Source organism: Pleomorphomonas carboxyditropha, from assembly GCF_002770725.1.
GTDB classification, from domain to species: domain Bacteria; phylum Pseudomonadota; class Alphaproteobacteria; order Rhizobiales; family Pleomorphomonadaceae; genus Pleomorphomonas; species Pleomorphomonas carboxyditropha.
Genome location: NZ_NQVN01000009.1, coordinates 31602 through 58561, shown reverse-complemented (window position 1 = coordinate 58561; position 26960 = coordinate 31602). Strand labels below are relative to the sequence as shown.

The 26960-nt window shown below is 68.2% G+C and carries 20 protein-coding genes; 5 read left to right on the top strand and 15 right to left on the bottom strand.

The features are described 5' to 3' along the window. Window positions 1-27: 27 nt before the first annotated feature. Window positions 28-2235, bottom strand: coding sequence for an anthranilate synthase component I (locus tag CJ014_RS14350; protein ID WP_100081175.1), 2208 nt, complete (start codon window positions 2233-2235; stop codon window positions 28-30). 471 nt (window positions 2236-2706) lie between these two features. On the opposite strand from CJ014_RS14350, the gene pepN reads away from it, so the two are divergent. Both pepN and CJ014_RS14340 read left to right on the top strand, forming a co-directional pair. Continuing rightward, window positions 2707-5352, top strand: coding sequence for an aminopeptidase N (pepN, locus tag CJ014_RS14345; protein ID WP_100081315.1), 2646 nt, complete (start codon window positions 2707-2709; stop codon window positions 5350-5352). 274 nt (window positions 5353-5626) lie between these two features. Further along, a complete protein-coding gene (locus tag CJ014_RS14340) occupies window positions 5627-8074 on the top strand; it encodes a sensor histidine kinase (protein WP_100081174.1) in 2448 nt (815 codons plus the stop codon). A gap of 109 nt (window positions 8075-8183) precedes the next feature. Here the strand turns inward: CJ014_RS14340 and CJ014_RS14335 are convergent, their stop codons facing one another. The 13 genes from CJ014_RS14335 to CJ014_RS14275 all read right to left on the bottom strand — a co-directional run bounded on the left by CJ014_RS14335 (window position 8184) and on the right by CJ014_RS14275 (window position 23827). Beyond that, entirely contained in the window at window positions 8184-11150 is a 2967-nt protein-coding gene (locus tag CJ014_RS14335; RefSeq protein ID WP_245427356.1) for a bifunctional [glutamine synthetase] adenylyltransferase/[glutamine synthetase]-adenylyl-L-tyrosine phosphorylase, read from the bottom strand. Between the two features lie 41 nt (window positions 11151-11191). Then, window positions 11192-12580 carry a sensor histidine kinase gene (locus CJ014_RS14330; RefSeq protein WP_100081172.1) on the bottom strand — a complete coding sequence of 463 codons (1389 nt, stop codon included), beginning with the start codon at window positions 12578-12580 and terminating at the stop codon, window positions 11192-11194. Next, window positions 12559-13278, bottom strand: coding sequence for a response regulator transcription factor (locus tag CJ014_RS14325; protein ID WP_100081171.1), 720 nt, complete (start codon window positions 13276-13278; stop codon window positions 12559-12561). Before CJ014_RS14325 ends, CJ014_RS14330 begins: the two co-directional genes overlap by 22 nt. A 123-nt stretch (window positions 13279-13401) precedes the next feature. Then, a complete protein-coding gene (locus CJ014_RS14320; protein ID WP_100081170.1) occupies window positions 13402-14913 on the bottom strand; it encodes a Do family serine endopeptidase in 1512 nt (503 codons plus the stop codon). A gap of 142 nt (window positions 14914-15055) precedes the next feature. Next, window positions 15056-15529, bottom strand: a complete 474-nt coding sequence (locus CJ014_RS14315; protein WP_100081169.1) for a cytochrome c-type biogenesis protein — start codon at window positions 15527-15529, stop codon at window positions 15056-15058. A gap of 13 nt (window positions 15530-15542) precedes the next feature. Continuing rightward, the gene (locus CJ014_RS14310; protein WP_100081168.1) at window positions 15543-17525 is read right to left on the bottom strand and encodes a heme lyase CcmF/NrfE family subunit; all 1983 of its coding nucleotides are present in this window, start codon (window positions 17523-17525) and stop codon (window positions 15543-15545) included. An 11-nt stretch (window positions 17526-17536) separates the two neighbouring features. Beyond that, window positions 17537-18007, bottom strand: coding sequence for a cytochrome c maturation protein CcmE (gene ccmE / locus CJ014_RS14305; RefSeq protein ID WP_100081314.1), 471 nt, complete (start codon window positions 18005-18007; stop codon window positions 17537-17539). A gap of 8 nt (window positions 18008-18015) precedes the next feature. Next, window positions 18016-19119 carry a c-type cytochrome biogenesis protein CcmI gene (gene ccmI, locus CJ014_RS14300; protein WP_100081167.1) on the bottom strand — a complete coding sequence of 368 codons (1104 nt, stop codon included), beginning with the start codon at window positions 19117-19119 and terminating at the stop codon, window positions 18016-18018. Between the two features lie 224 nt (window positions 19120-19343). Beyond that, window positions 19344-20741, bottom strand: coding sequence for a hypothetical protein (locus CJ014_RS14295; protein ID WP_100081166.1), 1398 nt, complete (start codon window positions 20739-20741; stop codon window positions 19344-19346). A gap of 147 nt (window positions 20742-20888) precedes the next feature. Beyond that, entirely contained in the window at window positions 20889-21347 is a 459-nt protein-coding gene (locus tag CJ014_RS14290; protein WP_245427355.1) for an RT0821/Lpp0805 family surface protein, read from the bottom strand. 173 nt (window positions 21348-21520) lie between these two features. Then, a complete protein-coding gene (locus CJ014_RS14285) occupies window positions 21521-22903 on the bottom strand; it encodes an ATP-binding protein (protein ID WP_100081164.1) in 1383 nt (460 codons plus the stop codon). Beyond that, a complete protein-coding gene (locus CJ014_RS14280; RefSeq protein ID WP_100081163.1) occupies window positions 22900-23562 on the bottom strand; it encodes a response regulator transcription factor in 663 nt (220 codons plus the stop codon). The genes CJ014_RS14285 and CJ014_RS14280 overlap by 4 nt, the downstream gene beginning before the upstream one ends. A 16-nt stretch (window positions 23563-23578) precedes the next feature. Further along, window positions 23579-23827 carry a PepSY domain-containing protein gene (locus tag CJ014_RS14275; RefSeq protein ID WP_100081162.1) on the bottom strand — a complete coding sequence of 83 codons (249 nt, stop codon included), beginning with the start codon at window positions 23825-23827 and terminating at the stop codon, window positions 23579-23581. Between the two features lie 353 nt (window positions 23828-24180). On the opposite strand from CJ014_RS14275, the gene CJ014_RS14270 reads away from it, so the two are divergent. After that, window positions 24181-24432 carry an HP1242/YdcH family protein gene (locus tag CJ014_RS14270; RefSeq protein WP_100081161.1) on the top strand — a complete coding sequence of 84 codons (252 nt, stop codon included), beginning with the start codon at window positions 24181-24183 and terminating at the stop codon, window positions 24430-24432. Window positions 24433-25061: 629 nt separating this feature from the next. Continuing rightward, on the top strand, window positions 25062-25808 hold the full coding sequence (locus tag CJ014_RS14265; protein WP_100081160.1) for a helix-turn-helix transcriptional regulator: 747 nt from the start codon (window positions 25062-25064) through the stop codon (window positions 25806-25808). Between the two features lie 15 nt (window positions 25809-25823). On the opposite strand, the gene CJ014_RS14260 is transcribed toward CJ014_RS14265, so the two are convergent. After that, entirely contained in the window at window positions 25824-26441 is a 618-nt protein-coding gene (locus CJ014_RS14260; protein WP_100081159.1) for a YitT family protein, read from the bottom strand. Between the two features lie 239 nt (window positions 26442-26680). Here CJ014_RS14260 and CJ014_RS14255 point away from each other — a divergent pair, with 239 nt between their 5' ends. Beyond that, complete coding sequence (locus CJ014_RS14255) at window positions 26681-26890, top strand: TOBE domain-containing protein (protein ID WP_100081158.1); 210 nt, start codon at window positions 26681-26683, stop codon at window positions 26888-26890. Window positions 26891-26960 lie beyond the last annotated feature (70 nt).

The following is a 26960-nucleotide window of genomic DNA, read 5'->3' as shown; positions in this document are numbered from 1 at the left end:
CGCGCAACAATCTGAGCCGCCGGCGAACTATGCCTTCCGACCGGCGCCAACTAAACCCTGGATGGCATTCTCGATGATGACGTGACCGGCGTCCGCCGACAGCGACATGATCGACTCCGGGTGAAATTGCACGGCGGCGAACGGTTCGCTCCGGTGCTCGATGGCCATGATCACCCCGTCGCCGGTCTCCGCCGTCACGCGGAACGCGCCGGGCAGATGCGCCCGATCGGCGTAGAGCGAGTGGTAGCGGCCGATGACGATCTCGGACGGCAGCCCGGCGAACAACAGCGAATTGGCCGATACCGCCACCTTCGACGGCTTGCCGTGATAGGGAACGGCCAGTTGAGCCAGCCGGCCGCCAAAGGCCTCGACCATCGCCTGCAGGCCGAGGCAGACGCCGAACACCGGCAGGCCCAGCTCCCGCGCCGCCGCGATCGTCCGGGCGCATTGGAAATCGGCGGGGTTGCCCGGCCCCGGCGACATGACGAGGAGGTCGGGCCGCTCGGCGGCGATCAGGGCGGCATCGATGCCCCTGCCCTTGGAAGCGCGCAGCGTCTTCACCTCGGCGCCGGTCTGGCGGAAGTAGTTGGCGAGCGTATGGACGAAGCTGTCCTCGTGGTCGACCAGCACGATGCGCGTGCCGGCGCCGATCGCCTCGCGGACCACCGATGCCGCGGCGACCGGTGCGCTACCAGCCTCGCGGATGGCCGAAATCAGCGCCGAGGCCTTGAGCTCGGTTTCCTTCTCCTCGTCCTCGGGCACCGAATCATAGAGCAGCGTCGCGCCGGCCCGCACCTCGGCGATGCCGTCCTTGAGGCGGATGGTCCTGAGCGTCAGGCCGGTGTTGACGTCGCCGTTCATCAGGAAGGCGCCGACGGCGCCGCCGTACCAGGCGCGGCAGCTCTTCTCGTGGTCCTCGATGAACTGCATCGCCCAGAGCTTGGGCGCGCCGGTCACCGTCACCGCCCAGGCATGGCTGAGGAAAGCGTCGAGACCGTCCATGCCGTCGCGCAGCCGCCCCTCGATGTGGTCGACGGTATGGATCAGGCGCGAATACATCTCGATCTGGCGGCGGCCGATGACGCGCACCGACCCCGGCTCGCAGATGCGGCTCTTGTCGTTGCGGTCGACGTCCGAGCACATGGTGAGCTCGGCCTCGTCCTTCTTGGAATTGAGCAGGATGCGGATCTGCTCCTCGTCCTCGATGGCGTTGCGGCCGCGGCGGATGGTGCCGGAGATCGGGCAGGTCTCGACGCGCTTGCCGTTGGTGACGCGCACGAACATCTCGGGGCTGGCGCCGATCAGGTATTCGGAATTGCCGAGGTTGAACATGAAGCCGAACGGCGCCGGATTGATCTGCTGCAGGCGGCGGGCGATCGCCGACGGCGGCGACGACGGCTTCTCGTAGAACACCTGGCCCGGCACCACCTCGAACAGGTCGCCGCGCCGGAAGTATTCCACCGCCTTCTCCACCGACGCGGCGTATTCGCCGGGCCGATGATCGCCGCGCCCGGGATCGCGGTCGCTCATCCGGAACGGCTGCGGCGCGCCGTCGCGCGGCAGGCCGACGGTCAACCGGCCCTCGACGACGAAATCGTAGGAATAGACGGTGGCGGCGGCGCGATGGTGGTCGACGACGACGATCTCGTCGGGGAAGTAGAGCACGAGGTCGCGCTGGTCGTCGGGCCGCGGCAGCTTGAAATCGACGCTGTCGAACTGGAAGGCGAGATCGTAGCCGAAGGCGCCCCACAGGCCGAGCTTGTCGTCCTCGGGCGTGGCGAATTTCGCGATGATGCGGCGAAGCACCGAGAACACCGATGGCTGGCGCGAGCGGTCTTCCTCGGCAAATCCGCCCTCGGGCACCGCCACTTCGAGCGAGATCAGCGCATCATCGACGGAGAGGGAAACGAGGTCCGGACCGCGGACGGCCGCGGCGAAGGCGGGGAGCAATATGCGGCCGCGGGCATTGAGCGCCTCGATGGTCATCCTGCGGCCGCGCGCGGTGATCGCCACCGGCGGGTCGACGAAAGCGATGTCCCAGCGCGAATAGCGGCCGGGAAACTCGTAGTTGGAGGACAGCACGGCGCCGCGCCGCGTGTCGAGCCTGTCGAAGTACCCTGAAATCGCCGTCTTGTAGTGGTCTGGTCGGGCGCTACGGGCCACTTCCACGCCGCCGGCGGTGACGAAGGATTCTCTGTTGCCGGACGAACCGGCCTCGGCTTCGCTTTTTACCATCGCAATCTCCCCTGTCGCCACTCGGAGAGACCGCCTCGGACACCTCGAACAAAAAGGGCCGTTCCGGTCTCCCGGAGCAGCCCTCGCTCAATTCGTCCCGTCTGGACACACCGCGTCGGCCGCTCTCTTACGAGAAGCGCCACCACCACGAAGCGTTCAGGGCGACAAAACCGTTCATGCCCTCTCCCATAGGCGAAGCGCGCCGGGTTGTAAAGACTTCGCTTTTCTTGGCCTCAGACGCCGGCGGGCCTCCGGCCCTTAGGCTTTCCGCTTCGATAGACGCATTTCGAGGCAATCCTTGCCTCGAAATGCCGCTCCGCAGCTTCAAGAATTGTCCTATATCGCGACACTCTCGCAAAGAGGAGTTTGCATTTCCCCCGATCGATCTTACAACCCTTGCATCGCCGGCCGCCGCCGGACCACCCGATTTTGGCGCTTCGCGCCGCATGCTTTGACAATAGGTTGCGCCCCGTGTCCCAGGAAACCTCCCCCGTCATCCGCCTCGCCGACTACCGGCCAACGCCCTACGCCATCGACAAGGTCGACCTGGAATTCGACCTGACGGCGGAGAGGACGCTGGTGGCGGCGTCGCTCGTCCTTTCGCCGCGGGCCGGCACCGCCGGGGAGCCGCTCGTCCTCGACGGCGGCGAGCTGACGCTCGTCCGTATCGCGATCGACGGCCGCGAGCTGTCCGCCGACGACTACGAGGCGAGCGCCGACCGCCTGACCGTCAAGGCGCCGCCGGCCGGCAGCTTCCGCCTCGACATGACGACGCGCCTCGATCCGGCCGCCAACACCAAGCTGATGGGCCTCTATCGCTCGTCCGGCACCTGGTGCACCCAGTGCGAGGCGGAGGGCTTCCGCCGCATCACCTATTATTACGACCGGCCGGACGTGCTCTCGGTGTTCACCGTGAAGATCACCGCGCCGAAGACCGAGGCGCCGATCCTGTTGTCCAACGGCAATCCGGTGTCGTCGGGCAACCTCGAGGACGGCCGCCACTTCGCCGTCTGGCACGACCCCTGGCCGAAGCCGAGCTACCTGTTCGCGCTGGTGGCCGGCGATCTCGACGCCTTCGAGGACGACTTCACGACGATGAGCGGCCGCAAGGTGAAGCTCGCCGTCTACGTCGAGAAGGGCAACGCGCCGAAGGCGGCCTATGCCATGGACTCGCTGAAGCGCTCGATGAAGTGGGACGAGGAGGTGTTCGGCCGCGAATACGACCTCGACGTGTTCAACGTGGTGGCGGTGTCCGACTTCAACATGGGAGCCATGGAGAACAAGGGCCTCAACATCTTCAACGACAAATACGTGCTGGCCGATCCGGAGATCGCCACCGATACCGACTATGCCGGCATCGAGGCGGTGATCGCCCACGAGTATTTCCACAACTGGACCGGCGACCGCATCACCTGCCGCGACTGGTTCCAGCTCTGCCTGAAAGAAGGCCTGACCGTCTTCCGCGACCAGGAGTTCTCCTCCGACATGCGGTCGCGGGCGGTGAAGCGCATTTCCGACGCCCGCCTGCTCAGGAGCCAGCAGTTCCCCGAGGACGGCGGCCCGCTCGCCCATCCGGTGCGGCCGGAGCAGTACAAGGAGATCAACAACTTCTACACGGCGACCGTCTACGAGAAGGGCGCCGAGGTCATCCGCATGCTGAAGACGCTGATCGGCGACGACGCCTTTGCGCGCGGCATGGACCTCTATTTCGACCGGCATGACGGCGAGGCCGCCACCGTCGAGCAATTCATCGCCTCATTCGCCGACGCGTCGGGCCGCGATCTCGAACCCTTCATGGTCTGGTACCGCGAGGCCGGCACGCCGACCGTCACCGTCGAGGAAAACTGGGACGAGGCGGCGCGGCGCTACAGGCTGACGCTCACGCAGGAGACGCCGGCAACGCCGGGCCAGCAGACCAAGAAGCCGCGCGTCATCCCGGTGCGCTTCGGCCTGGTCGGTCCCGACGGCGGGGACATGCAGCCGTCGTCGATCGCCGGCGCCGAGGTGAACGGCGACACGCTGATCCTCACCCAGCCGTCGCACACCGTGACCTTCGAGGGGCTGCCGTCGCGGCCGGTGCCGTCGCTGTTCCGCGGCTTCTCGGCGCCGGTCAAGGTGCGGCAGTCGCTGTCGTCGGCCGACCTCATCTTCCTGCTCGCCAACGACGCCGACAGCTTCAACCGCTGGCAGGCCGGCACCACGCTGGCCATGACGGCGCTGGTCAAGGCGACGCAGCAGGTGCGCGCCGGCCAGGCGCCTAGCTTCGAAACGGCGCCGATCGACGCGCTCGGCGCGCTGCTCGACGACCCGGGCCTCGATGCCGCCTTCAAGGCATTGCTGATCGCCGTGCCCAGCGAGAACGACGTCGCCCGCGAGGTGGCCGAAAACGTCGATCCCGACGCGGTGGCCGCCGCCCATCAGGCCTACCGGCGCACCGTCGCCGGCCGGCTCGCGGCGCGCCTCACGGCGATCGTCGCGGCCGACGACGCCGCCGCCGGCGCGCCCTACGTGCCGGATGCCGCCGGCTCCGGCCGGCGGTCGCTCGCCAATACCGCGCTCGATCTCCTGTCGATCACCGGCTCGGCCGAGGCGATGGCGCTGGTGCGCCGGCGCTTCGAGACGGCGACCAACATGACCGACCGCATGGCGGCGCTGACCATCCTGGTCCATCGCGGCGACGCGGACGCCGAGGCGGCGCTCGCCGCCTTCTTCGAGCGGTTCGGCAACGTGCCGCTGGTGGTCGACAAGTGGCTGTCGGCGCAGGCGTCGGCGCCGCTCCCCGGCGCGCTCGACAAGGTGATGGCGCTGACGCGGCATCCGGCCTTCTCCTTCGGCAATCCCAACCGCGTGCGGGCGCTGATCGGCGCTTTCGCCACGTCGAACCCCACCCAGTTCGGCCGGGCCGACGGCAAGGGCTTCGGCTTCGTCGCCGACGTCATCTCGCGCCTGGATGCCGCCAATCCGCAGCTCGCCGCCCGGCTGCTCGTCACCTTCCGCTCCTGGCGCTCCTACGAGCCGAAGCGGCGGGCCCAGGCGGAGACGGCGCTCCGCTCGATCCAGATCAAGCCGCAGCTTTCGCGCGACGTCGCCGACATCCTGGAGCGCACGCTGGCCTGATCGGCCGGCTTGCCGGTATCTCCCCTCCCTGCCCTCTCCTGTCGAGGAAGCGCCGGGAGGGGATGACAATGCAACGAAAGTCTATGTCCGCTCCCCGAATCCCGCCCGCGGATTCGGCAGGAATGTCACACGCCCCGCCATTCGACGGCAGCGATTCAAAAAGCAGATTCAACGCTCGTTAACCTATGGACAGAGCGATTCCCGATGATTCAAACTGCCCTTGATTCGGGGGTGTTTCGCGTTCCCCAACAACATGCGGCGGCGGGGCAACGACATGGCGGGCAACGACCTCGGCAGAGGGTCGGCAACGTGGCGAACGCGCTTTTTTGGCGACGCCGACACCGAGAGCATCTTGAAGGGGCATGCCGGCTTGCTGGTTCGCCCTTCCTACCTTCGTCTCCTCCAGGCCGAGCCGCTGTTCCGCCGGTCGATCCCGGTGCTGATTTCGGCCTTCCTGCTGGTGGGCGGCATCTTCCACGTCTCCAACCTCCTGCAGCAGCGCACGGACACCTACCGCTCCGCCTCCGACATGGTGGCACTGCTCGCTGAAGCGCTCGACGCCGATCTGTCGACCCACCCGTCGCTCGACAAGGCCGAAGGCGGCTATTCCGGCATCATGCGCGCCGCCCTGCGCGACAGCCTGCCGCCGTCGGCGACCAGCGACGGCCGGGTGATCCTGTTCGCAGACGCCTCCGGCACCGTCCGGGCGACGGCGCCGGAAGGCGCTTTCGTCGGCAACGGCACCATCGCCGACCTGTTCGGCGCCGACCAGCCGATGCTGGTGTTCGGCAAGCGGGCCGGCGTGCTGGACGTGACGCTGTCCGACGGCACCGAGGCGCTCGCCACGGTTCGCAACCTCGTCGGCGAACGCGGCACGGTCGCCGTCTACCAGCCGCTGGCGCAGGTCTATGTCGGCTGGCGGCACGACGTCACCATGACGGCGGTGTTGTTCGTCGGCACGTCGCTGATCCTGATCGCCGTGGTCTACGCCTTCTTCGCCCAGATGAGCAGGGCGCGCGAAGCCGACCGCATCTACAACGCCACCCAGGCCCGGGTCGACACGGCGCTGCGGCGCGGCCGCTGCGGCCTGTGGGACTGGGATCTCGCCCGCGGCCGCCTTTTCTGGTCGCCGTCGATGTATGTCATTCTCGGCATGCAGCCCAATTCCGACCTGATGGGCTTCAACGACCTGCAGGCGATGATCCACCCCGACGACGTCGACCTCTACGAGCTGGCCAAGGACGTGCTGGAAACCGGCCAGCCGTCCGTCGACCTGGAGTTCCGCATCCGCCACGCCGGCGGCGAATGGGTGTGGCTCAGGATGCGCGCCGAGGTGGTTCGCGATCGCGACGGCTCGCCGCACCTGATCGGCATCACCGTCGACGTCACCGAGCAGAAGACGCTCGCCGAGGAGAACGCCACGGCGGCCGTCCGCTTGCGCGACGGCATCGACACCATTTCCGAGGCCTTCGTCATCTGGGATTCGGAAAACCGGCTGGTGATGTGCAACTCGAAATACCAGAGCCTGCATCAGGTGCCGGACAGCGTGGCCCGGCCCGGCACGCCCTACGCCGAGGTGATGGCGGCGGCCCGCCAGCCGAAGGTGTCGAGCGAGGGGCTGCGCTATTCGCTGTCGGGCGGCGAGCGCTCCTACGAGGCGCGGCTCGACGACGGCCGCTGGCTGCAGATCAACGAGCGGCGCACCAAGGACGGCGGCTTCGTGTCGGTCGGCACCGACATCACGCAGTTGAAGCGCCACGAGGAGAACCTCTTGGAAAGCGAGCGGCAGTTGATGGCGACCGTCGCCGACCTGCGCCAGCACCGCCACAAGATGCAGCTTCAGACCACCCAACTGGTCGAGCTTGCCGAGAAATACGCCGAGGAAAAGGCGCGCGCCGAGGCGGCCAACCGGGCGAAGTCGGAATTCCTCGCCTCGATGAGCCACGAACTCAGGACGCCGCTCAACGCCATCATCGGCTTCTCGGACATCATGATGTCCGGCATGTTCGGCGACCTCGGCTCGGACAAGTACACCGGCTACTGCCGCGACATCCACGACAGCGGCATCTACCTGCTCAACGTCATCTCCGACATCCTGGACATGTCGAAGATCGAGGCCGGCCGGGTCAACCTGGCGCTCGAGTCGGTGGTGGTCGACGAGGTGCTCGGCGAGTGCGTGCGCATCATGTCGTCGCAGGCCGAGACGCGGCAGATCATCCTCGCCACCGATTTCGAGGCGGCCGAGCCGATGGTGGCCGACCGCCGCGCCGTCAAGCAGGTGGCGCTCAACCTGCTGTCCAACGCCCTGAAGTTCACGCCGGCCGCCGGCACGGTGACGGTGCGGACGCGGCAGGTGGGCGACAACATCCTGTTCTCGGTGAGCGACACCGGCATCGGCATTCCCGCCGGTTCGCTCGACCAGATCGCCAAGCCCTTCGTGCAGGTGGAGAACCAGCTGACGCGCAAGCATCCCGGCTCCGGCCTGGGGCTTGCCATCGCCCAGTCGCTGGTGGCGCTGCACGGCGGCCAGATGATGATCGAATCGGTGGAAGGATCGGGAACGACGGTCACCATCTCGATGCCGCGCATCGCCGCGCCGACGGCGAGCGACGGCACCGCTGCCGTGGCGACGTCGCAGGCGGGGTCGGCGGCCGCCACCACCTACCCTCGGGTGGTCGCCGGGCCTGAAGCCTTCACCGAGCCGCGGCGAACCGTCCATTAGAGCATTTTCGAGCGAAGTGGATACCGGTTCGCGTGAAGAAAATGCGTCAAATCAATAAGTAGATCATTTCCGCGTTTCCATGAAACACGGAAATGATCCGATTTATTCTTTACTCGGCGCGCCGCACCACCGGCCCGACGATCTCGACGAAGGCGTCGCGCACCGCCGCCTGCCGCTCGCGCAGTTCCGCTTCGAGCTGGGCGAGCGAAGGCGCCGACGCCACGCGGCAGAGCACGTCGTGGACGCCGCGCGGCGCTTCCGCCACCGACGCCTTGACCGGCAGCGTCAGCCGCTGGGCCTGCGTCAGGTCGCCGAACAGGCGGATGGCCGGCAGCAGCACGTCGCGATGGCTGGGCGACAGAAGGTCGTGGGTGGCGGCGGTGAGCAGGATCGCTTCCGTGTTGCGCAGGCGAATGGCCGGTTGCCGCCAGTCGTTGACGAGGCGCAGCGTCTGGGCGACGAACTCCAGATCGACGAGGCCGCCCGGCACCCGCTTGAGATTCCAGGGATCGGTCGAGCCCTTCTCCTGCTCCAGCCGGGCGCGCATGTCGGCGGCGTCGGCCAGCACCTTCCCGGGATCGCGCTGCCGGCACAGCGTCTCGGCGATCACCCGCTCCGCCTCCTGTCCGAGGCCGCCGGTCGAGGCGACGACGCGGGCGCGGGTCAGCGCCATGTGCTCCCAGGTCCAGGCCTCCTCGCGCTGGTAGCGCTCGAAGGCGTCGATGCGGGTGGCGAGCGGCCCGGCATTGCCCGACGGGCGCAGGCGGAAATCGACGTCGTAGAGCGTGCCCTCGGCGGTCGGCGCGGTGATCGCCGTCACCAGGCGCTGCGTCAGCCGGGCGTAATACTGGTTGGGCGAGATCGGCCGCCGGCCGTCGCTTTGCATCGCGTCGCGGTCGTGGTCGTAGAGCAGGATGAGATCGAGGTCGGAGGCGGCGGTCAGTTCCTCGCTGCCGAGCTTGCCCATGGCGATCAGCGCCACCCGTCCGCCCGGCACGCGGCCGTGCTGGAGCTCGAGCTCGGCCGCCGTGGCGGTCAGCACGCGTTCGAGCAGCAGATCGGCGAGGCGGGAAAAGCTCTGCCCGAGCTGGCGGGCGGCGGCGGTGCCGGTGATGACGCGGACGCCGATCAGGAATTTCTGCTCCTGGGCGAAGATGCGGGCGCGGTCGAGCACGTCCTCGTAGCCGCGCGCCTCGCCGAAGAAAACGTCGAGCCGGCGCGTCAGCTCGGCCCGGCCGGGCAGCGCGCCGAAGAACTGCGGTTCGAGCAGCGCGTCCACCACGTGCGGCCGCCGGGCGACGGTGTCGGCGAGATAGGGCGAGTTGCCCATCACCATGGCCAGCAGCGTCACCAGCGACTGGTTGGAGGAGAGCAGCGAGAAGAGCTGCACGCCGGCCGGCAGGCGGGCCAGGAACTGGTCGAAGGCGATCAGCGCGGCGTCCGGCGCCTCGGTTTCCGAGAAGGCGACGATGAGCCGCGGCGTGATCTCGGTGAGCAGCTCGCGGGCGCGCGACGACCGCATGGCCGGATAGCGGCCGAAGTGCCAGGAGGCGACGATGCGGATAGCTGCTTCCGGCCGGGCGAAGCCGAGCCGGGTGAAGGTGTCGAGCGTGCCGGGGTCAATGTCGTTGCCGGTGAACACCATGTTGCCGTGCTGCGAGGAGAGGTCGGCCTCTTCCTCGAACAGCTCGGAATACTGGTCGCTGACGGCGATCAGCCGTTGCTTCAGCGCGGCGCCGAATGCCTCGGGGTCCCGGTAGCCCATCAGATGGGCGACGCGGGCAAGCCCCTCGGCGTCGTCGGGCAGCGTGTGGGTCTGCTCGTCGTTGAGCATCTGGACGCGGTGCTCGACGCGGCGCAGGAAGCGGTAGGCCTCGGCCAGGAGATCGCGCACCGGCTCGTCGAGCCAGCCCTGCGCCACCAGCGCGTCGAGCATCGCCAGCGTCTGCCGGCCGCGCAGGTCGAGATTGCGGCCGCCGGCGATGAGCTGCTGGGTCTGCACGAAGAACTCGATCTCGCGGATGCCGCCGCGCCCCAGCTTGACGTTGTGGCCGGCGACGGCGATCTCGCCATGGCCCTTGTGGGCGTGGATCTGCCGCTTGATGGAATGGATGTCGCGAATGGCGGCGTAGTCGAGGTACTTGCGCCAGACGTAAGGCTTGAGTTCGGCGAGGAAGCGCTCGCCGGCGGCGATGTCGCCGGCCGCCGGCCGCGCCTTGATCATCGCCGCCCGCTCCCAGTTCTGGCCGGCGCTCTCGTAGTAGATCAGCGCCGCCGTGGTCGACATGGCGACCGGCGTCGCGCCGGCGTCGGGCCTCAGGCGCAGGTCGGTGCGGAAAACATAACCGTCGGCGGTCCGCTCCTGCAGGATGGCGACGAGGCGGCGGGTCAGGCGGACGAACAGCGTCGTCAGGTCGTCCTTGTCGGCCGACGGCACCACGGCCGGATCGAAGAAGACGATCAGGTCGATGTCCGAGGAATAGTTGAGCTCGAAGGCGCCCTGCTTTCCCATGGCGAGCACCACCCAGCCCGAGCCGCGCTCCGGCTCGGCGCGGTCCGGCAGGCTCAGCTTGCCGGCGGCATCCGCCTCGACGAGCAGGAACCGGATGGCGGCGGACAGGCTGGCGTCGGCGAGCCGGGTCAGCGCGCCCGTCACCTCCATCACCTCCCAGAGGCCGGCGATATCGGCCAGGGCGATGGCGAGCGCCGCCTCGGCCTTGACGCGGCGGAGATGCCGGCGCAGCGCCGGCTCGTCGGCAGCCGGTTCGGACAGGCTGGCAATCAGGCCGTCGACCAGCGCCGCCGGATCGTTGGCAAGGACGCGCCAGAGCCGTTCGCCGTCGCGCAGCGCCGCCTCGCGCAGATGGGCGCTGTTGGAGGCGGCGGCGAGCACCAGGTCGCGGGCCGCCGGCGCGCCGTCAAACAGCGCCGCCAACGCCTCGCCGCCCGGTCCGGCAAGGCAGTCGTCGAGCAGCGAACGGGCAATGGCGATATCGGGGCCTTCGGGGGGGACGATGGCGATGCGATCCTTGAGCGCTCCTTCGGCCGGCTGCGTCATGCCGTTCTCATCCCCCATCGTCCACTCCGATACTTCTGAGCGAAGAGCTTATCATGCCTCTAGGCCTTCGGCAGGCGGAGGCTGGCCTTGAGGCCCGGTTCGGCGTCACCGAGCGACACCCGTCCGCCATGCAGGCGCGCCACGGCCGCCACCAGCGACAGACCGAGGCCCGATCCCTGCCGGCTGCGGGCCGCGTCGAGCCGGCCGAAACGCGACAGCGCCTTCTGCCGGTCGGCCTCGGGAATGCCCGGGCCGTCGTCGGTCACCGTCAGGCACACCTCGTCGCCCTCGACGATGCCGCTCAGCGCGATCGACAGTCCCTCGCCTCCTTCGGGCCGGCCATACTTGATGGCATTGTCGATCAGGTTGGACAAGGCTTGGCTGAGCAGCGTGCGGTTACCCTTTAGAGGCAGCGGCCGCTCCGTTTCGAGCGTGAGGCGGCCGCCGGTGTCCTCCACCACCGGTTCGTAGAGCTCGACGATCTCGTCGAGAATGCCGGCGGCGTCGAGCGGCTCGAAGCTGTCGCCCGAGGAGCCGGCCTCCATGCGGGCGATCTTGAGGAGGGCGTCGAAGATATGGATGAGGTTGTCCGCCTCCTCCATGGCCGAGGCGATGGCCTCGCGGTAATCCTCCACCGCCCCGCCGCGCCGCAGCGTTTCCTCGAGGCGCCCGCGCAGCCGGTTGAGCGGCGTCTTCAGGTCGTGGGCGATGTTGTCGGACACTTCCTGCAGGCCGGTCATCAGCGCCTCGATGCGGTCGAGCATCTCGTTGAGGCTGAGGGCGAGATTGTCGAACTCGTCGTGCGACCCCTTGACGGCCAGCCGGTGGGTGAGATCGCCGGACATCAGCCGGCGCGACGTCTCGGCCATGTTCTCGACGCGCTTCAGCACGGAGCGGCCGACGAAGAACCAGGAGATGAAGCCGGTCAGCACCATGACGATGATGGCGTAGCGCGAGGCGTCGAAGATCAGCGAGCGAAGCTGGCCGATCTCGCTGATGTCGCGGCCGACCAGCAGCTTGAAGCCGCCGGGCAAGGCGAACACCCGCACCACCGCGTCGTAGCGGCGGCCGGTGTCGCCGTCGAGCCGCTGGTAGGTGACGGGCGCGGTGTCGCCGTCCGGCAGGCCGAGGATGGACAGCGGCGGATCGGCGACGTTGCCGACCACGGTGCGGCCGGACGAATCGGCGACGAGATAGAGGCTGGCGCCCGGACGGCGGCTGCGCAGATCGACGGCGCTGACCAGTTGCCTGAGACCGCCGCGCTCGTACTGGTCGGACAGCGAGTTGATCTCGCTGTCGATGGTGTCGCTGATCTGGGAATCGAGCAGTTCGCCGGTGCTGTTGGCGATATAGGCGGTCAGGAACAGCGTCAGGCCGGAGAAGACGACGAGATAGACCAGCGACAGCTTGAAGGCCGTCGTCCGGATCAGCCGCCCGAGCGCACCCATGCAGCCTCCCCGCCCCTGTCCGGGCCGGCCTCGCGGATCATGTAGCCGGCACCGCGCACCGTATGCAGCAGCGGCTTGTCGAAGCCCTTGTCGATCTTGCCGCGCAGGCGGGAGACGTGGACGTCGATGACATTGGTCTGCGGATCGAAGTGATAATCCCAGACGTTCTCCAGCAGCATGGTGCGGGTGACCACCTGCCCGGCATTGCGCATCAGGTATTCCAGCAGACGGAATTCGCGCGGTTGCAGGGGAATTTCCGTGTCGGCGCGCGTCACGGTATGCGACAGGCGGTCGAGCACCAGGTCGCCGACGCGGTAGGTGGTCTCGACGTCGGCCGGGCGGTTGCGGCGGGCCAGGGCCTCGACGCGGGCGAGCAGCTCGGTGAAGGCGTAGGGCTTGGTGAGATAGTCGTCGCCGCCGGCCCTCAGGCCGCGCACGCGGTCGTCGACCTGACCGAGCGCCGAGAGCACCAGCACCGGCGTTTGGTCGCCGCGGTGCCGCATGTCCTCGATGATGGAAAGGCCGTCGCGCCTGGGCAGCATGCGGTCGACGATCAGCACGTCGAAACCGCCCTCTTCGGCCATGAAGGCGCCGGCCTCGCCATCGGCGGCGTGTTCGGCGACGTGCCCCACCTCGCCGAGTGCCTTGACGAGATAGGCCGCCGCTTCGCCGTCGTCTTCGATCACCAGAATGCGCATGTCGCCCAGCCCCGCAAAGGTGGTGTCGATTGTTGTTTAGCGCCGGCACGGGCCGGCGCAAGGAAAAAGCGTACCGGCGGGGCGCCGAGCCCGCCCCGCCGGTACGGTGTGGAGATCAGCGGTTCACTTTCCCAACGGGAGCGCGAGGAAGCGCACGCTATCTCCGGACTTGACGCGCAACAGGATGGCCTTCTTGCCGGCTTTCTCCGCCGTGGAAATCGCCTTGGACACGTCGCGCGGACCATCGATGGTCTGACCGCCGGCCTCCAGGATGACGTCGCCCTGGCGCAGGCCCCGGTCGGACGCCTTGCCATTCGGATCGACATCGGTAATGACCGCCCCGCTGTCGCCGGCGCCGACGGTGGTGGCCGGCGCGAGCGTCAGTCCGTAGTCGCCGAGCGAAGTATGCTGGTCGGAGCCGCTGTCGCTCGACGTCGAGGAGGCGACCTGGTCGTTCGGCAGCTCGCCGAGGTCGACCTTGACGGTCTGCTCCTTGCCGTCGCGCCACAGCGTCACATCGACCACCGTCTTCGGCGGGAAGGCGGCGATCTTGCGGGCGAGGTCCTTGGCGTCCTCGACCTGCTGGCCGTTGACGGAGAGAATGGTGTCGCCCGCCTTGATGCCGGCCTTGCTGGCCGGCGAATCGTCCTGCGGCTCGGTCACCAGGGCGCCGCGCGCCTTGTCGAGACCGATGGAGCTGGCGATCTCGTCGGTGACCGGCTGGATCTGCACGCCGAGCCAGCCGCGCACCACCTTGCCGTTATCCATCAGCGAAGCGACGACCTGCTGCGCCGTATGCGCCGGAATGGCGAAGCCGATGCCGACCGAGCCGCCCGACGGCGAGTAGATGGCGGTGTTGACGCCGATCACCTCGCCGCCGGCGTTGAAGGCCGGGCCGCCGGAGTTGCCCTTGTTGATCGGCGCGTCGATCTGCAGGAAATCGTCGTAGGGACCGGCGCCGATATCGCGGCCGCGCGCCGAGATGATGCCGGCCGTCACCGTGCCGCCGAGGCCGAAGGGATTGCCCACGGCCACCACCCAATCGCCGACGCGCGATTCGTTCACCGCAAAGGAGACATGCGGGAAGTCGCCGCCGTCGGTCACCTTGACGAGGGCGAGATCGGTCTTGGGATCGGTACCGATCACCTTGGCGACGTGTTCGGTGCCGTCATCGGTCACCACCTTCACGTCGGTGGCGTTCTCGACCACATGGTTGTTGGTGACGACGTAGCCGTCGGCCGAGATGAAGAAACCGGAGCCCTGGGCCAGGCCGTAGCGGTGCTGCGGCGAGCCGTTGCGGTTGCCGGGCATGCCGAAGCGCTTGAAGAAGTCGTAGAACGGGCTGTCGGGCGTCAGGCCGGGCGGCAGGCCGTCGCTGTCGCTGTCGCCCCGGCCGACCGTCTCGTCGGTCTTGACCCGGATCGACACGACGGCCGGCTGGACGCGCTGCACCATGTCGGCGAAGGAGAAGACCGGCTGGCTCTGCGGCTGCGACAGGTTCTGGGCCTGCGCCGTATTGTCGAAGATGAAGGCCGTCTCGCCGGCGACGATGCCGCCGAGGGCCAGCGCGAAGACCGATCCCAGCAGCAGTGCCTTGACACGGGATCTGGTCGGCTTGTCGGAAGTCCTGAGCATGGAACGATCTCCAGGGGGATGAATTCGGGGAACCGGCTGTCGATCCGGTTTCGATGATGACATATAGCCACCGTGTCCCTAACCTGAAGATTGCGGGCGGATTAAACTTTCGTAAGAAAGCCTGTCGAAAAGTCGCCTTATTTCAATGGTTTGGGCGCTCGTCGCCGTCCTGGGCCAGCGCTTTCAGGGCCGCCTCCTCCTCGGCGGAGAGCCGTTCGGCGGCGGGAAGCGCCGTCCGCCGCCGAAAGGCGACGAACAGCCCGGCCCCGGCCACCAGCAGCAGGGCGAGCGGCAGGCCCCACAGGAGCAGGCCGACGCCATGGGCGCGCGGCCGCAGCAGCACGAATTCGCCGTAGCGCTCGACCAGGAAATCGCGCACCGCGTCATCGCTGTCGCCGGCGGCGATGCGCTCGCGGACGATGAGCCTCAGGTCCCTGGCGAGCTGGGCGTCGGAGGCATCGATCGACTGGTTCTGGCAAACGAGGCAGCGCAGCTCCTCGGAGATCTGCCGGGCGCGCTCCTCGAGCGCCGGATCGGCCAGCCGTTCCGACGGGTCGACGGCGAAGACCGGGCCGGCCAGCGCGAGAAGAAGGGCAAGGGCGGGGAGAAGGCGCATCGGGTTGCCTCGGTCAATCGGCGGTCAGGGCCGGCGCCGCCCGGCGGGCCGGGGTCGGCGCGCCGACGCGCAGGCGGCGATCGGCGAGCGACAGAGCGCCGCCGGCCATCATGACGAGGGCGCCGAGCCAGATCAGCGTCACCAGCGGCTTGTCCCACATGCGCACCACCACCGAGCCGCTGTCGCGGCCTTCGCCGCCGAGCGTCACGTAGAACTGCGACAGGCCGTGGGTGCGAATGCCGGCCTCGGTGGTCGGCATCTGGCGCGCCGTGTAAAGGCGGCGCGACGGCTCGACGACGAAGCGTACCGTGCCGCCCTTTCGCGCCGTCATGGTGGCGACCAGCTCGGAGTAGTTGGCGCCGGCGCCGTTCCGGATGCCGTCGAAGGTGACGGAATAGGCGCCGACCGTCGCGGTGTCGCCCGGCTTCATCTCCAGGATGGCCTCGCTCTGGAAAGCCGAGGTCGAGACGATGCCGAGCAGCGTCAGGCCGAGGCCGGCATGGGCGAGCGCCGTGCCGAAGGCCGAGCGCGGCAGACCGGCAAGGCGCCGAAAGCCAACCGCCAGTCCCGCCTCGCGGAAGCGGGCGCGCGTCCAGAGCTCGGCGAAAGCGCCGACCAGCACCCAGACGGCGACGCCGAAACCGACGGCGGCCAGCAGATGGGTCACGCCATTCAGCCAGGCCACGGCGAGGGCGATCAGCGCCGCGACCGCGAACACCGCCCACAGGCGCTCGAGGGCGCCGAGCAGATCGCCGCGCTTCCAGGCCAGCAGCGGCCCGAGCGGCACCACCAGCAGCGTCGCGCCGAACAGCGGGCCGAACACGGTGTTGAAATAGGGCGCGCCGACCGAGATGGCGCCGCCGAAGGCCGACACGATCAGCGGGATCAGCGTGCCGAACAGCACGACGCCGGCCGCCACGGTCAGGAACACGTTGTTGAGGACCAGCGCCCCTTCGCGGCTGATCGGCGCGAACAGGCCGCCCTGCCTGAGCGTGCCGGCGCGGACGGCGAACAGGGCGAGACCGCCGCCGATGAACAGGCAGAGGATGGCCAGGATGAACACGCCGCGCGTCGGATCGGTGGCGAAGGCGTGCACCGACGTCAGCACGCCGGAGCGCACCAGGAAGGTGCCGAGCAGCGACAGCGAGAAAGCAAGGATGGCCAGAAGCACCGTCCACACCTTCAGCGCCTCGCGCTTTTCCATGACGACGGCGGAGTGCAGCAGGGCCGTGCCGACCAGCCACGGCATCAGCGAGGCGTTCTCCACCGGGTCCCAGAACCAGAAGCCGCCCCAGCCGAGCTCGTAATAGGCCCAGTAGGACCCCATGGCGATGCCGGCGGTGAGGAAGATCCAGGCGGCCAGCACCCAGGGCCGCACCCAGCGCGCCCAGGCGGCATCGATGCGTCCCTCGATCAGCGCCGCGATGGCGAAGGCGAAGGCGATGGAGAAACCGACGTAGCCGAGGTAGAGCAGCGGCGGGTGGATGGCGAGGCCGATATCCTGCAGGACCGGGTTGAGGTCCCTGCCCTCGATCGGCGGTTCGGCGAGGCGCAGGAAGGGATTGGAGGTCGTCAGGATGAAGGCGAGGAAAGCCGTGCTGATCCAGCCCTGGACGGCAAGGACGTTGGCTTTCAGGGTCTGCGGCAGGTTGCCGCCGAACAGAGCCACCGCCGCGCCGAAAATCGCCAGAATCAGCGCCCAGAGCAGCATGGAGCCTTCGTGATTGCCCCAGACGCCGGAGATCTTGAAGATCAGCGGCTTTTCCGAGTGGGAATTCTCGACGACGTTGAGAAGCGAGAAGTCGGAGACGAGATAGGCGTAGGTCAGCGCCGAAAAGGCGATGACGACGAGCAGCAACTGCATCGTCGACGCCTTCGGCGCCACCGCCATCAGCGCCGGATCGCGGCGGAAAAAGCCGACGATCGGCAGGACCGATTGCGCGACGGCCACCGCCAGCGCCAGGATCAGGGCAAAATGGCCGAATTCGACGATCATGCCGCCCTCGCCTAGTTGCTCGCCGCCGGCGGCATCGGTCCGCCCGGCTGGCCTTCTTCCCAGACGCCCTGCGCCTTCAGCGCGTCGACCACTTCCTTCGGCATGTAGCGCTCGTCATGCTTGGCCAGCACGGTGTCGGCATGGAACAGGCCGGCCTGATCGAGCTTTCCCTCGGCGACCACGCCCTGCCCCTCCTTGAAGAGGTCGGGCAGCAAACCGGTGTAGGTCACCGGCACGGCGTTCACCGTGTCGGTGACCTTGAACTCGACCTGCCCGCCGTTGCCGCGGGCGACGCTGCCGACCTCGACCAGACCGCCGATCCTGAGGCGCCGGCCCTCGGTCATCGGCTGCTCGGCGAGTTCGGTCGGCGTCTTGTAAAGCGTGATCTCCCCCGACAGAGCAAAGAGAACGAGGCCGACGGCGGCCGCGAGAACCGCGCCGACCGTGCCGATCAGGATGAGGCGCCGCGCCTTGCGCGTCATGGCCATCGTCATTGTCCTTCCTGGGTGTCGATGCCGAGCTTTGCCGCGGCGGCATCGATCGCCGCCAGCGCCTCGGCATTGCCGGCGAGGGCTTTGCGGGCGTCGGCGAGCGCCGTCTTCGCCTGCTCGGCGCGGCCGAGCACGAGGTTGGAGCGCATCAGGCGGATCCAGCCGTCGCGGTCGTCGGGCTCGGCGGCGAGCCTGGCGGCGAGCTGGTCCACCATACCCTCGATGGTCAGGCCGGCAGCCGGCAGGGTCGGCGGCTCCGGCGTGTCGGCGGGCTTCTTCAGCGCGGCGAGGATGTCGCGGCGCTTGCCGCGCGCCGTCTCCAGCCAGGGCGCGTCGGATGGCGAGCGGCGGATCAGTTCGTCGACCTGATCGAGCGCCTCGGCGAAGGCGCCGGTCTGTCGCAGCCCCTCGGCGTAGTAGAAGCGGGCGCGGGCCCGCTCGGGATCGGCGGCGATGGCGCGCGCCAGGACGGACTGCGCCTCGGGCGAGACGATGCCGTCGTTGGTGTCGACGAGGCCGGCGCCGTAGTTTTCGAGGAGTTCCGCGTCGGCCCCGCCGGCCGCCACCAACCTGCCCCAGGCGTTCACCGCGTCGTCGAGCCGGCCCATGCGGGCGTAGATCGGCGCGATGACGCGCCAGCCGGAGAGGTCGTCGGGATTGGCGGCGAGATGCTTTTCGACGCGGCCGACCATGTCGGCGACGTTGCCGGAGGCCGGCGCCGCCGACAGGCGCTCGGCCAGCGGCGCGTCGGGCATGTCGGGCTGGCCGATCAGGAGATAGAGCGGCAGCGCGATCGCCGGAATGGCGACCACCGTCATCAGCGCCAAGAAGCGATTGGCGGCCAGCCTCGGCGCGTCGGCCGCCGCCGGCGCCCGTGTGGCGGCCAGCAGGCGGCGGCCGATCTCGGCGCGGGCGGCATCCGCCTCCTCTCCGGCGATCAGGCCGCGTTCGCGATCGCGGTCGAGCTCGCCCAACTGGTCGCGGTAGACGCGCGTCTCTTCGCCGCTCTGCGCCGGGAAGGCGCCCGCCGGCCGCGCCATCGGGGCAATGACGACGAGAACGACCGCCGCCGTCATCAATGCCAGCAAAACCCAGAAAACCATCCTTCGCTCTTCCCGGAGATGCCGGTCCGGATCGCCATGCGTCCTGACGGACGCAGAGCGACGATCCGGTTTTTTGTTATCGCATCGGATTGTCCGAAAACCGGTTCCCACTTTTCGGTCCGAGGCTCTAGCGCCGACACGTCGATGCCCTATGCCGAATAGGGCAACGCCAGCGGTTTCTCAATGGACTTCTGGGCGAATTTGAGAAAGATTCCAAAAAGCGGTCACGCCGCCGGCCGCGCCGCCTTGAGCTGCTGCTCCCTGCTGCGGCGGAGGTGGGAGGCGTAATCCTCGCCGTAGAGGAAGCCGGCGGCCTTGATGAGATGGTCGACCGCCGACAGCGCCGCGGCCCGCGCCTCGCCGTCGAGGCTGCGCAGCCTGGTCGGCAGATCAAGCGCATAGAGTTCCATCGCCTGGTCGACCAACGGCGTCAGGCGGCCGATCAGGCCATGGATGGCCAGGGTGTCGCGGGATTTGCCCGCCGCGGCGAAGACGGCGCACAGGAAGACGGCCTCGGCGCCGTCGGCCGGACCGGGATAGGGCGTCTCCTGCATGCGGAAGGCACGGCGCATGGCCGGCAGCAGCTTGTCGAACTCGGCGAACAACATCTCCGAAAAGCGCCGCTTGATGACGACCATCCGTTGCTGCCACCAGCCGTCGCCATCGACGTCGAGACCGACGGCGAGCTCGTTGAGAACCGATCGGAAGACGCCGATCTGCCGCACGGCGTCGGCGGCGTTCCGACCGCTGCGCAGAATGGTGAGAAAGCGCGAGGCCGCGCGGTCGGCGGCGGCGAATCCGAGGTCGACGAAGGCGGCGGCGGCCGGCGTGGCGCGGATATGGCGGGCCGTCTCGCCGTGGGCCAGCAGCTTGGCGAAGGCGATGAGGGAAGCCACCGACGATTGGCGCCGGAACACGCCGCCGGCCACCCAACCGGCGGTGTGCGGATATTTGGCGAGATAGGCGGCGATCTGCTCGAGAAGCCCCATGTCGACGGGACCGGAATCGAGCAGGTGCACGATGGCCGCGCTCAACGTCGGCAGGTCGTCCAGACGGTCGCGCACCGCGATCATGTCGTCCACTTCCTGGCGGGCCACCTCGCCGCCGATGCGCGACATGAAGCGCTGCTGCCGTTTCGGTTCGTCGGCGATCGCCTCGACATGGCGGGCCAACGCCTCGAACAGGCGCGCCTCCAGCCGTGCAGCCTCTGCGCGGCGGGCCGCCTCGTCGGTCGGCGGCGGTGCGGCCGAGGGGTCGTTCCAGACGGCGAACTCGGCGGGCAGGAGCTCGGTGCAGGCGTAGGCCCAGAGATGGGACAGCGTCGCGGCGGTGACGAAGCCGCGCGCGGGAAACGTCAGCCTCTCCTCGATGACGTAGGGCTCGAAGGCGCCGAAGACCAGCCGGCGCATGTCCGGCACCCCGCCGGCCGTCGCCTGCTTCGCGGCGCCGCGGCTTGCCGCGATGGCGCGGGCCGCTTCGAGGATCAGGCGGCGGCGGGCGTCGATCTCGCCGGGAACCGCGCGGTCGCTTTCCAGCCGGCGGACCAGCATGCCGCGGGCCCGCGGCGTCAGGCCCCGCAGGAAAGTCTCGGCCTTGTCGGTCACCGCCGCCCGTTCGTCCATGTCGAATCCCGTAAACCGCTCCTTTACCAAACGATCCTGCCGCAAGATGGTTGACGACTGGTAACGAACGGAGCGCCTGACGGGAAATAGCAAAAGGCCGGCTCAATGAGCCGGCCTTCCGAAAGCGTTATGGAACAAGGGCCTGGATCAGCCGACCACCTGCCAGCTACCGTCCGGATTGCGGCAGGCGGTGCCGCGCGCCACCTGCGGCTGGCCGTCGATGTACACGGTGTTGGTGTACGGGCGGCAGGTGCGGTTGTTGACGTAGGCAACCGGGCCCGGATTGACCGTTCCGTAGACGCCGGTCTGCGGGTTCTGCCACTGCTGCGGGTAGCCGCTGTCGAGCGCCTGGACGCTGGCCGTGTAGTTGTAGCGCTGCGAATCGGCGTCAAGCGTTGCGCCGATCTGGTTGCCAAGGAAACCACCCACCAGCGCGCCGGCGGCAATCGCCGCCACCTTGCCGCTGCCCTGGCCGAAGGCCGAACCGATGGCGGCGCCACCGACGGCGCCGGCCAGCGTGCCGAGCGTCTCGTTCTGGTGGTCGCTGCCGGTGGCGCACCCGGCCAACAGGGAAGCCGCCAGGCCGACGATCACAAGTTTCTTCAACAGCATCTCTCCGGTCTCCGAGAATGGAACCAATCTTGTCGGGCGAATCGCCCCTTGATACTTGTAATGGCCTGAAATCATGGCCGAATTTTGATTGCGACATATTCTTGCCGCCGACGGCCTCCCATCTTTCCGATTACTGCCCTCATAGCCCCGCGTCCTGTCAATCGAATTCAGCTCAAGGGAATGCGAAAGGTCACCGCCAGCCCGCCGAGCCCGGCCCGGTCGAGAACCAGCGATCCGCCGTAGGTCTCGGCGATCTCGGTGGCGATGGCGAGGCCGAAGCCCGATCCCGGCTGCGTCTCGTCGAGCCGCTTGCCGCGGCCGAGCACCTCGGCATAGGCGGACGGCGGCAGGCCGGGGCCGTCGTCCTCGACGCGGATCACCACCATCGGCCGGTCCCGGTCGGTCCTGTCGACCGACAGCGCGATGCGCACCTGCTCGCGGCCGTATTTGCAGGCGTTGTCCATCAGATTGCCGACCAGTTCCTCGAGGTCGCGCCGCTCGATGCGCGCCTTCGGATGCCCGGCGCCCGGCGCATCGAGGTCGAGGCTGCGATCGGGATAGGCCCGGCGCAAAACGCGGATCAGCGCTTCCAGCGAATGGCGGACGTCGGCCACCGCCCCGACCACCTTGCGATCGGCGGCGAGCCGCGCCCGGTCGAGGTAGCGGTCGACCTCGGCCCGCATCACCGTCACCTGCTCGACCACCTTGTCGGCCAGCGGCCCGCCCTCGGCGCGCGCCTCGTTGAGGATGACGGCGAGTGGCGTCTTCAGGGCATGGGCCAGGTTGCCGACCTGGGTCCGCGACCGGTCGACGATGGCGCTGTTGGTCTCGATGAGGGCGTTGAGCTCCTTGCCGAGCGCGGCGATCTCGCGCGGCAGCCGCCCCTCGAGGCGGTTGGCGCGGCCTTCGCGGATGTCGGCGAGGCGGCGGCTCATGGCGGCGAGCGGCCTCAGGCCAAAGCTGACCTGCAGCCCGGCGGCGGCGACGAGGCCGAGCGCAAAGGCGGCGAGCGTGGCAAACACCTGGAAGCGGAAGGTGGAGATCTCGTCGGCAAGCTCGGCCACGTTGCCGGTGACGTGAAGATCGAACATCCGGCCGTTGCTGAGGAAGATGCGCTGCGCGGCGTGGCGGAGGGCGATGCCGGCGGGGTCGCGGGCGTCGTTGGTCACCACCACGCCGTTGTTGGGCGGCGGCGGCAGGGCCAGCACCTCGCCGAACAGCGACTGGCTGGTGGCGACGGTGGACTGCGACTTGGCGTCGACCACCAGCCAGTACCAGCCGGACTGGTAGCGGCCGAACCGCGGATCGCCCATGGTGCCGGGATCGGGCACGCTGCCGTCGGGCGCCGAGGCGACGACGCCGGCCAGCGTCTTCTCGTAGACGATGATGCGCTCGTCGAACGAGCGGATCAGGCTGGCCCGATAGAGCTCGGTGAGCAGCCAGCCGAAGGCAGCCAGGGCGATCGCCGCCCACAGGGCCGAAGCGAGCACCAGGCGCAGAGCCAGCGAGCTCGTCAGCCATTCGCCCAGTTTTCTGAGGCGAGCGTTCATTTGCCGGACGCGATGCGATAGCCGAGACCGCGCACCGTCTCGATGAGGTCGATGCCCATCTTCTTGCGCAAACGGCCGACGAACACCTCGATGGTATTGGAATCGCGATCGAAGTCCTGGTCGTAGAGATGCTCCACCAGTTCCGTGCGCGAGATCACCTTATCCATGTGCAGCATCAGGTACTGGATGAGGCGGAACTCGTGGGAGGTGAGCTTGACCGGATTGCCGTCGACGGTGAGGCGCCCCGCCTTGACGTCGAGCCGGACCCGTCCGACCTCCACCTCGTTGGAGGCGCGGCCGGCGGCGCGGCGCGTCAACGCCCTGAGGCGGGCCAGCACCTCCTCCATGTGGAACGGCTTGGCGACGTAGTCGTCGGCGCCGGCGTCGATGCCGGCCACCTTGTCGCTCCAGCGGTCGCGGGCGGTGAGCAGCAGCACCGGCACCAGCCGGCCGTCGCGCCGCCAGGCCTCGAGCACGCTGAGACCGTCCATCTTGGGCAGGCCGATGTCGAGAATCACCGCGTCGTAGGGTTCGGTGTCGCCGAGAAAATGCCCCTCCTCGCCGTCGAAGGCGGCGTCGACGGCATAGCCGGCGTCGCGGCAGGCGGTGACAAGCTGCCGGTTCAGGTCGCGATCGTCCTCGACCACAAGAATCCGCATTCTGAGAGTTCCCGGTTCAGCGAAGCCTTTGGCCGGACGTGGCGTCGACCGTGATATTGTCGACCCGTCCCCCCTCGCGCATCACCGCGAGCTGGTAGACGAGCAGTCCGCCGCCCTCGCAAAGGCGGGCATCGACGATTTCCCCGCCGACGACGCGGGCAATGACGCTCAGCCTCTGGACGGCTCCCTTGCCGACGACGGCCTGCGCCTCGGCCGGCGTCAGGCAGCGCGCCTCGGCGGCATGTGCCGTTACGATCGGCAGCATCAGAAGACACGCCAAGGCGAAACGGAATCGCTTGCGATTAGTGTTCATGGGCCGGAGATTAGCCAGCCGAGCCTGAATGGTCCATGAACACCGGCGATGCCCGCCATTCATGCTTCCGGCCGATGGCGATCACCCGCATCTCACGCGGCCGCAACGCCTTTTCGGCCGGCGCCGACGTTTCCCCGTCGGTCCGATGTCCGGCCCGCTGCCCGTGCCGGATCCGCCTCCCCTCGAAAGACCGACATAGGGAAACTCCTGTTGGTGGAAGGCACGCATACGACTTTTGATCCACCTCAAAGCCTTGTTGCGACGAGGGGCCTAGCCTCGGGACGATCAGAAGAGGGGGCAGTGAAATGAGCATCCCGCACGAGCTTTCGTTGGAATTCCCGCAGAGCTGGAACGCCATTGAACAGCTCATGCTGTTCGATGCGGTGTTCTGCGACCTCGCCAGTGCCTATCAAGAGATCAACCGGCGCATTTTCCGCATCGAAACGCTGGAGGAGCCGGCCGAGCCGGACGTGCTCGCCGATCTCAAGCGCCACCGGTCTCTGCTCAAGGATGAAATCGCGGCCGCCGTCGCCGCGTCCAAATGCGCCGTGGCTTGACACCCCTCCTCGTTGGGCCCCAGCGCTATAGCCCGCGCCGTCCCCGTCCGACGGCGCGGGCTAGCCTCGCCGTCACCCGCTGCCTTGGCTGACGGACACTGCCGACGGTCGACGTTATCGAGATCGAACGTCACCGCGCCGTTTCTCCACCGCCATGCCCCGGAAATCTTGCCCGACGAGATCGGGCAGGCCGGCTCCGGCACCTTCGCAAAGTGAATCAGCAAGCTCACAGGATGATTCCGGTGGTTGAGACGCCGATTCAAAAGCGCCGCGAAAGCCACCCGAAGCTGGTTCAGAATGTGATTCAGAAGAGAGCGAATTGGCGAGTCTTTCGAATCGCTTGAACGCGACCGTTGAAGTGCCGCTTCCTTTGTTCATGCAATGATTCAAGCCGGCGGCCCTGTTGGCGAGCGCCAAAGCGACGGATCCGGAGACGAGCGGGGCCATTCTGTTTACAGCGGGTTCGGCGGCCGACTGTCCTTGCGACCGGAAGATGCCGGAGCGACGGTCCGCTCTCCCTTACTTTCAGAACAAAACAAGATCATTGTTCTGGACGCAGACCGTGCGTGCTGGCATGATCGGCTCGCATTCATTGTCCGAATCCATTGCCCGAACCCCTGGGTCGTCCCATGTCCCGCGCCGAGCGCCTTCTCACCCTGGTCCAGGCCCTGCGTCGCCGCCGCCGTCCCGTCGCCGGGGCGGAACTGGCGGCCGAGCTCGGCGTATCGCTGCGCACGCTTTATCGCGACATTCAGGCGCTGATCGGACAGGGCGCGCCGATCGACGGCGAAGCCGGCGTCGGCTACGTCCTGAGGCCGGGCTTCATGCTGCCGCCCCTGATGTTCACCGAGGACGAGATCGAAGCGCTGGTGTTCGGCGCCCGCCTGGCGGCGACGCGCGCCGACGAGCGGCTCGCCTCGTCGGCCGAGAACGCGCTTGCCAAGATCGCCGCGGTGCTGCCGCCCGACCTCGCCGACCGGATGGACGCCACCGGCCTGATCGTCGCGCCGGCCTGGAACGTCCAGCGCGACGGCATCGACCTGTCGCTGGTGCGGACGGCCATCCGCAACGAGACGCGGCTCGAATTCTCCTATGTCAACGAGAAGGGAATCGCCTCGCGCCGCGTCGTCTGGCCGATCGCCGTCGCCTTCTTCGAACGGGTGCGCGTTCTGACCGCCTGGTGCGAGCTCAGGGCCGACTTCCGGCATTTCCGCGTCGACCGCATGGCGGACGCCATCGACCTCGGCGTCCGTTATCCACGCCGCCGCCGGGTGCTGCTCAAGGAGTGGCGGGAGATCGAAAGCGCCGAGCCGGCCTGGAGGGAAGTGGCCGACGCCGCCGACCCCGTGCCGGTGCCGCGCCGCAAGTCGGCGTGACGTCGCAAAGGCGGCTCAATAGCCATTGTAGCGGCCCGGCTTGTGATTGACCGCCAGGACGAGGTTGAGCACCACGGCGCCGAGCACCGATAAAGCCACGTGCCGCCAGTCGAGCACCAGGAAGGAGGCGGCGAGGATCGCGAGATCGGTCGCCAGCTGGAATTTGCCGGCCCGCCAGCCCAGCTTTTCCTGCACGAAGGCGGCGAGGATGCCGATGCCGCCGAGGCTGGACTTGTGGCGGAACAGCATCAGCATGCCGACGCCGGTCAGCGCGCCGCCGGTGATCGCCGAGAACCACGGGGCGCTGAAGCCGATGGCGAAGGCGTCGTGCATGAAATAGCTTTCGACGGCGAGCAGCGCCACGGCCGCGAAGGTCTTCAGCGTGAACTCCCGGCCGAGCGTCACCCAGCCGAAGGCATAGAACGGCAGGTTCAACAGAAAGATCACCGGGCCGATGCCGAATTCGGTGGCATAGTGGATCAGGAAAGCGACGCCGGCGGTGCCGCCGGTGCCGAGATGGGCATCGCGGAAGAATTCGATGCCGATAGCGGCGAAGAAGGTTCCCATGGCGATGGCCTGCACATCGTCCCAGACCCCGTGCCTGCTGTCGTCGCCCCTGTCGATGCTCACCATGTCTGCCGGCCTTTCCCGAACGATCGACGCGCTCTCTGTCATATCATCGGCGGCTTTGCCAGCCTGCCTTCCGCCTGTCCTGCGCAAGGTCTGTGCAAGTATCGCGCCGACGATGGTCGAATGCCGCCATTCTGACGTTTGCGGAAAGGCGGACGCGGCCTATCCTCTCGCGCTGCGAGCGTCCTCATCCCAGGGCGCTGTATCCCATCGTGAATCCAACCCGAGCAAGGAACATCACCATGAAGATTTCCGCCCGCAACGTCCTCGAGGGCAAAGTGGTCAAGGTCACCAAGGGCGCCACCACCGCCCACGTGGTTCTCGAAGTTGCCGGCGGCGCCAAGGTCACGGCGTCGATCACCAACGAGGCCGTCGACGACCTCGGCCTGAAGGTCGGCGACGCCGCCAAGGCGGTGGTCAAGGCGTCGGACGTGCTGGTCGCCATCGACTGAGGCGCGGACCGGGGAATATCCGGGGCTCCATGCCTCGGCATGGACCTCCATCGATCGCCATGGACGGCGG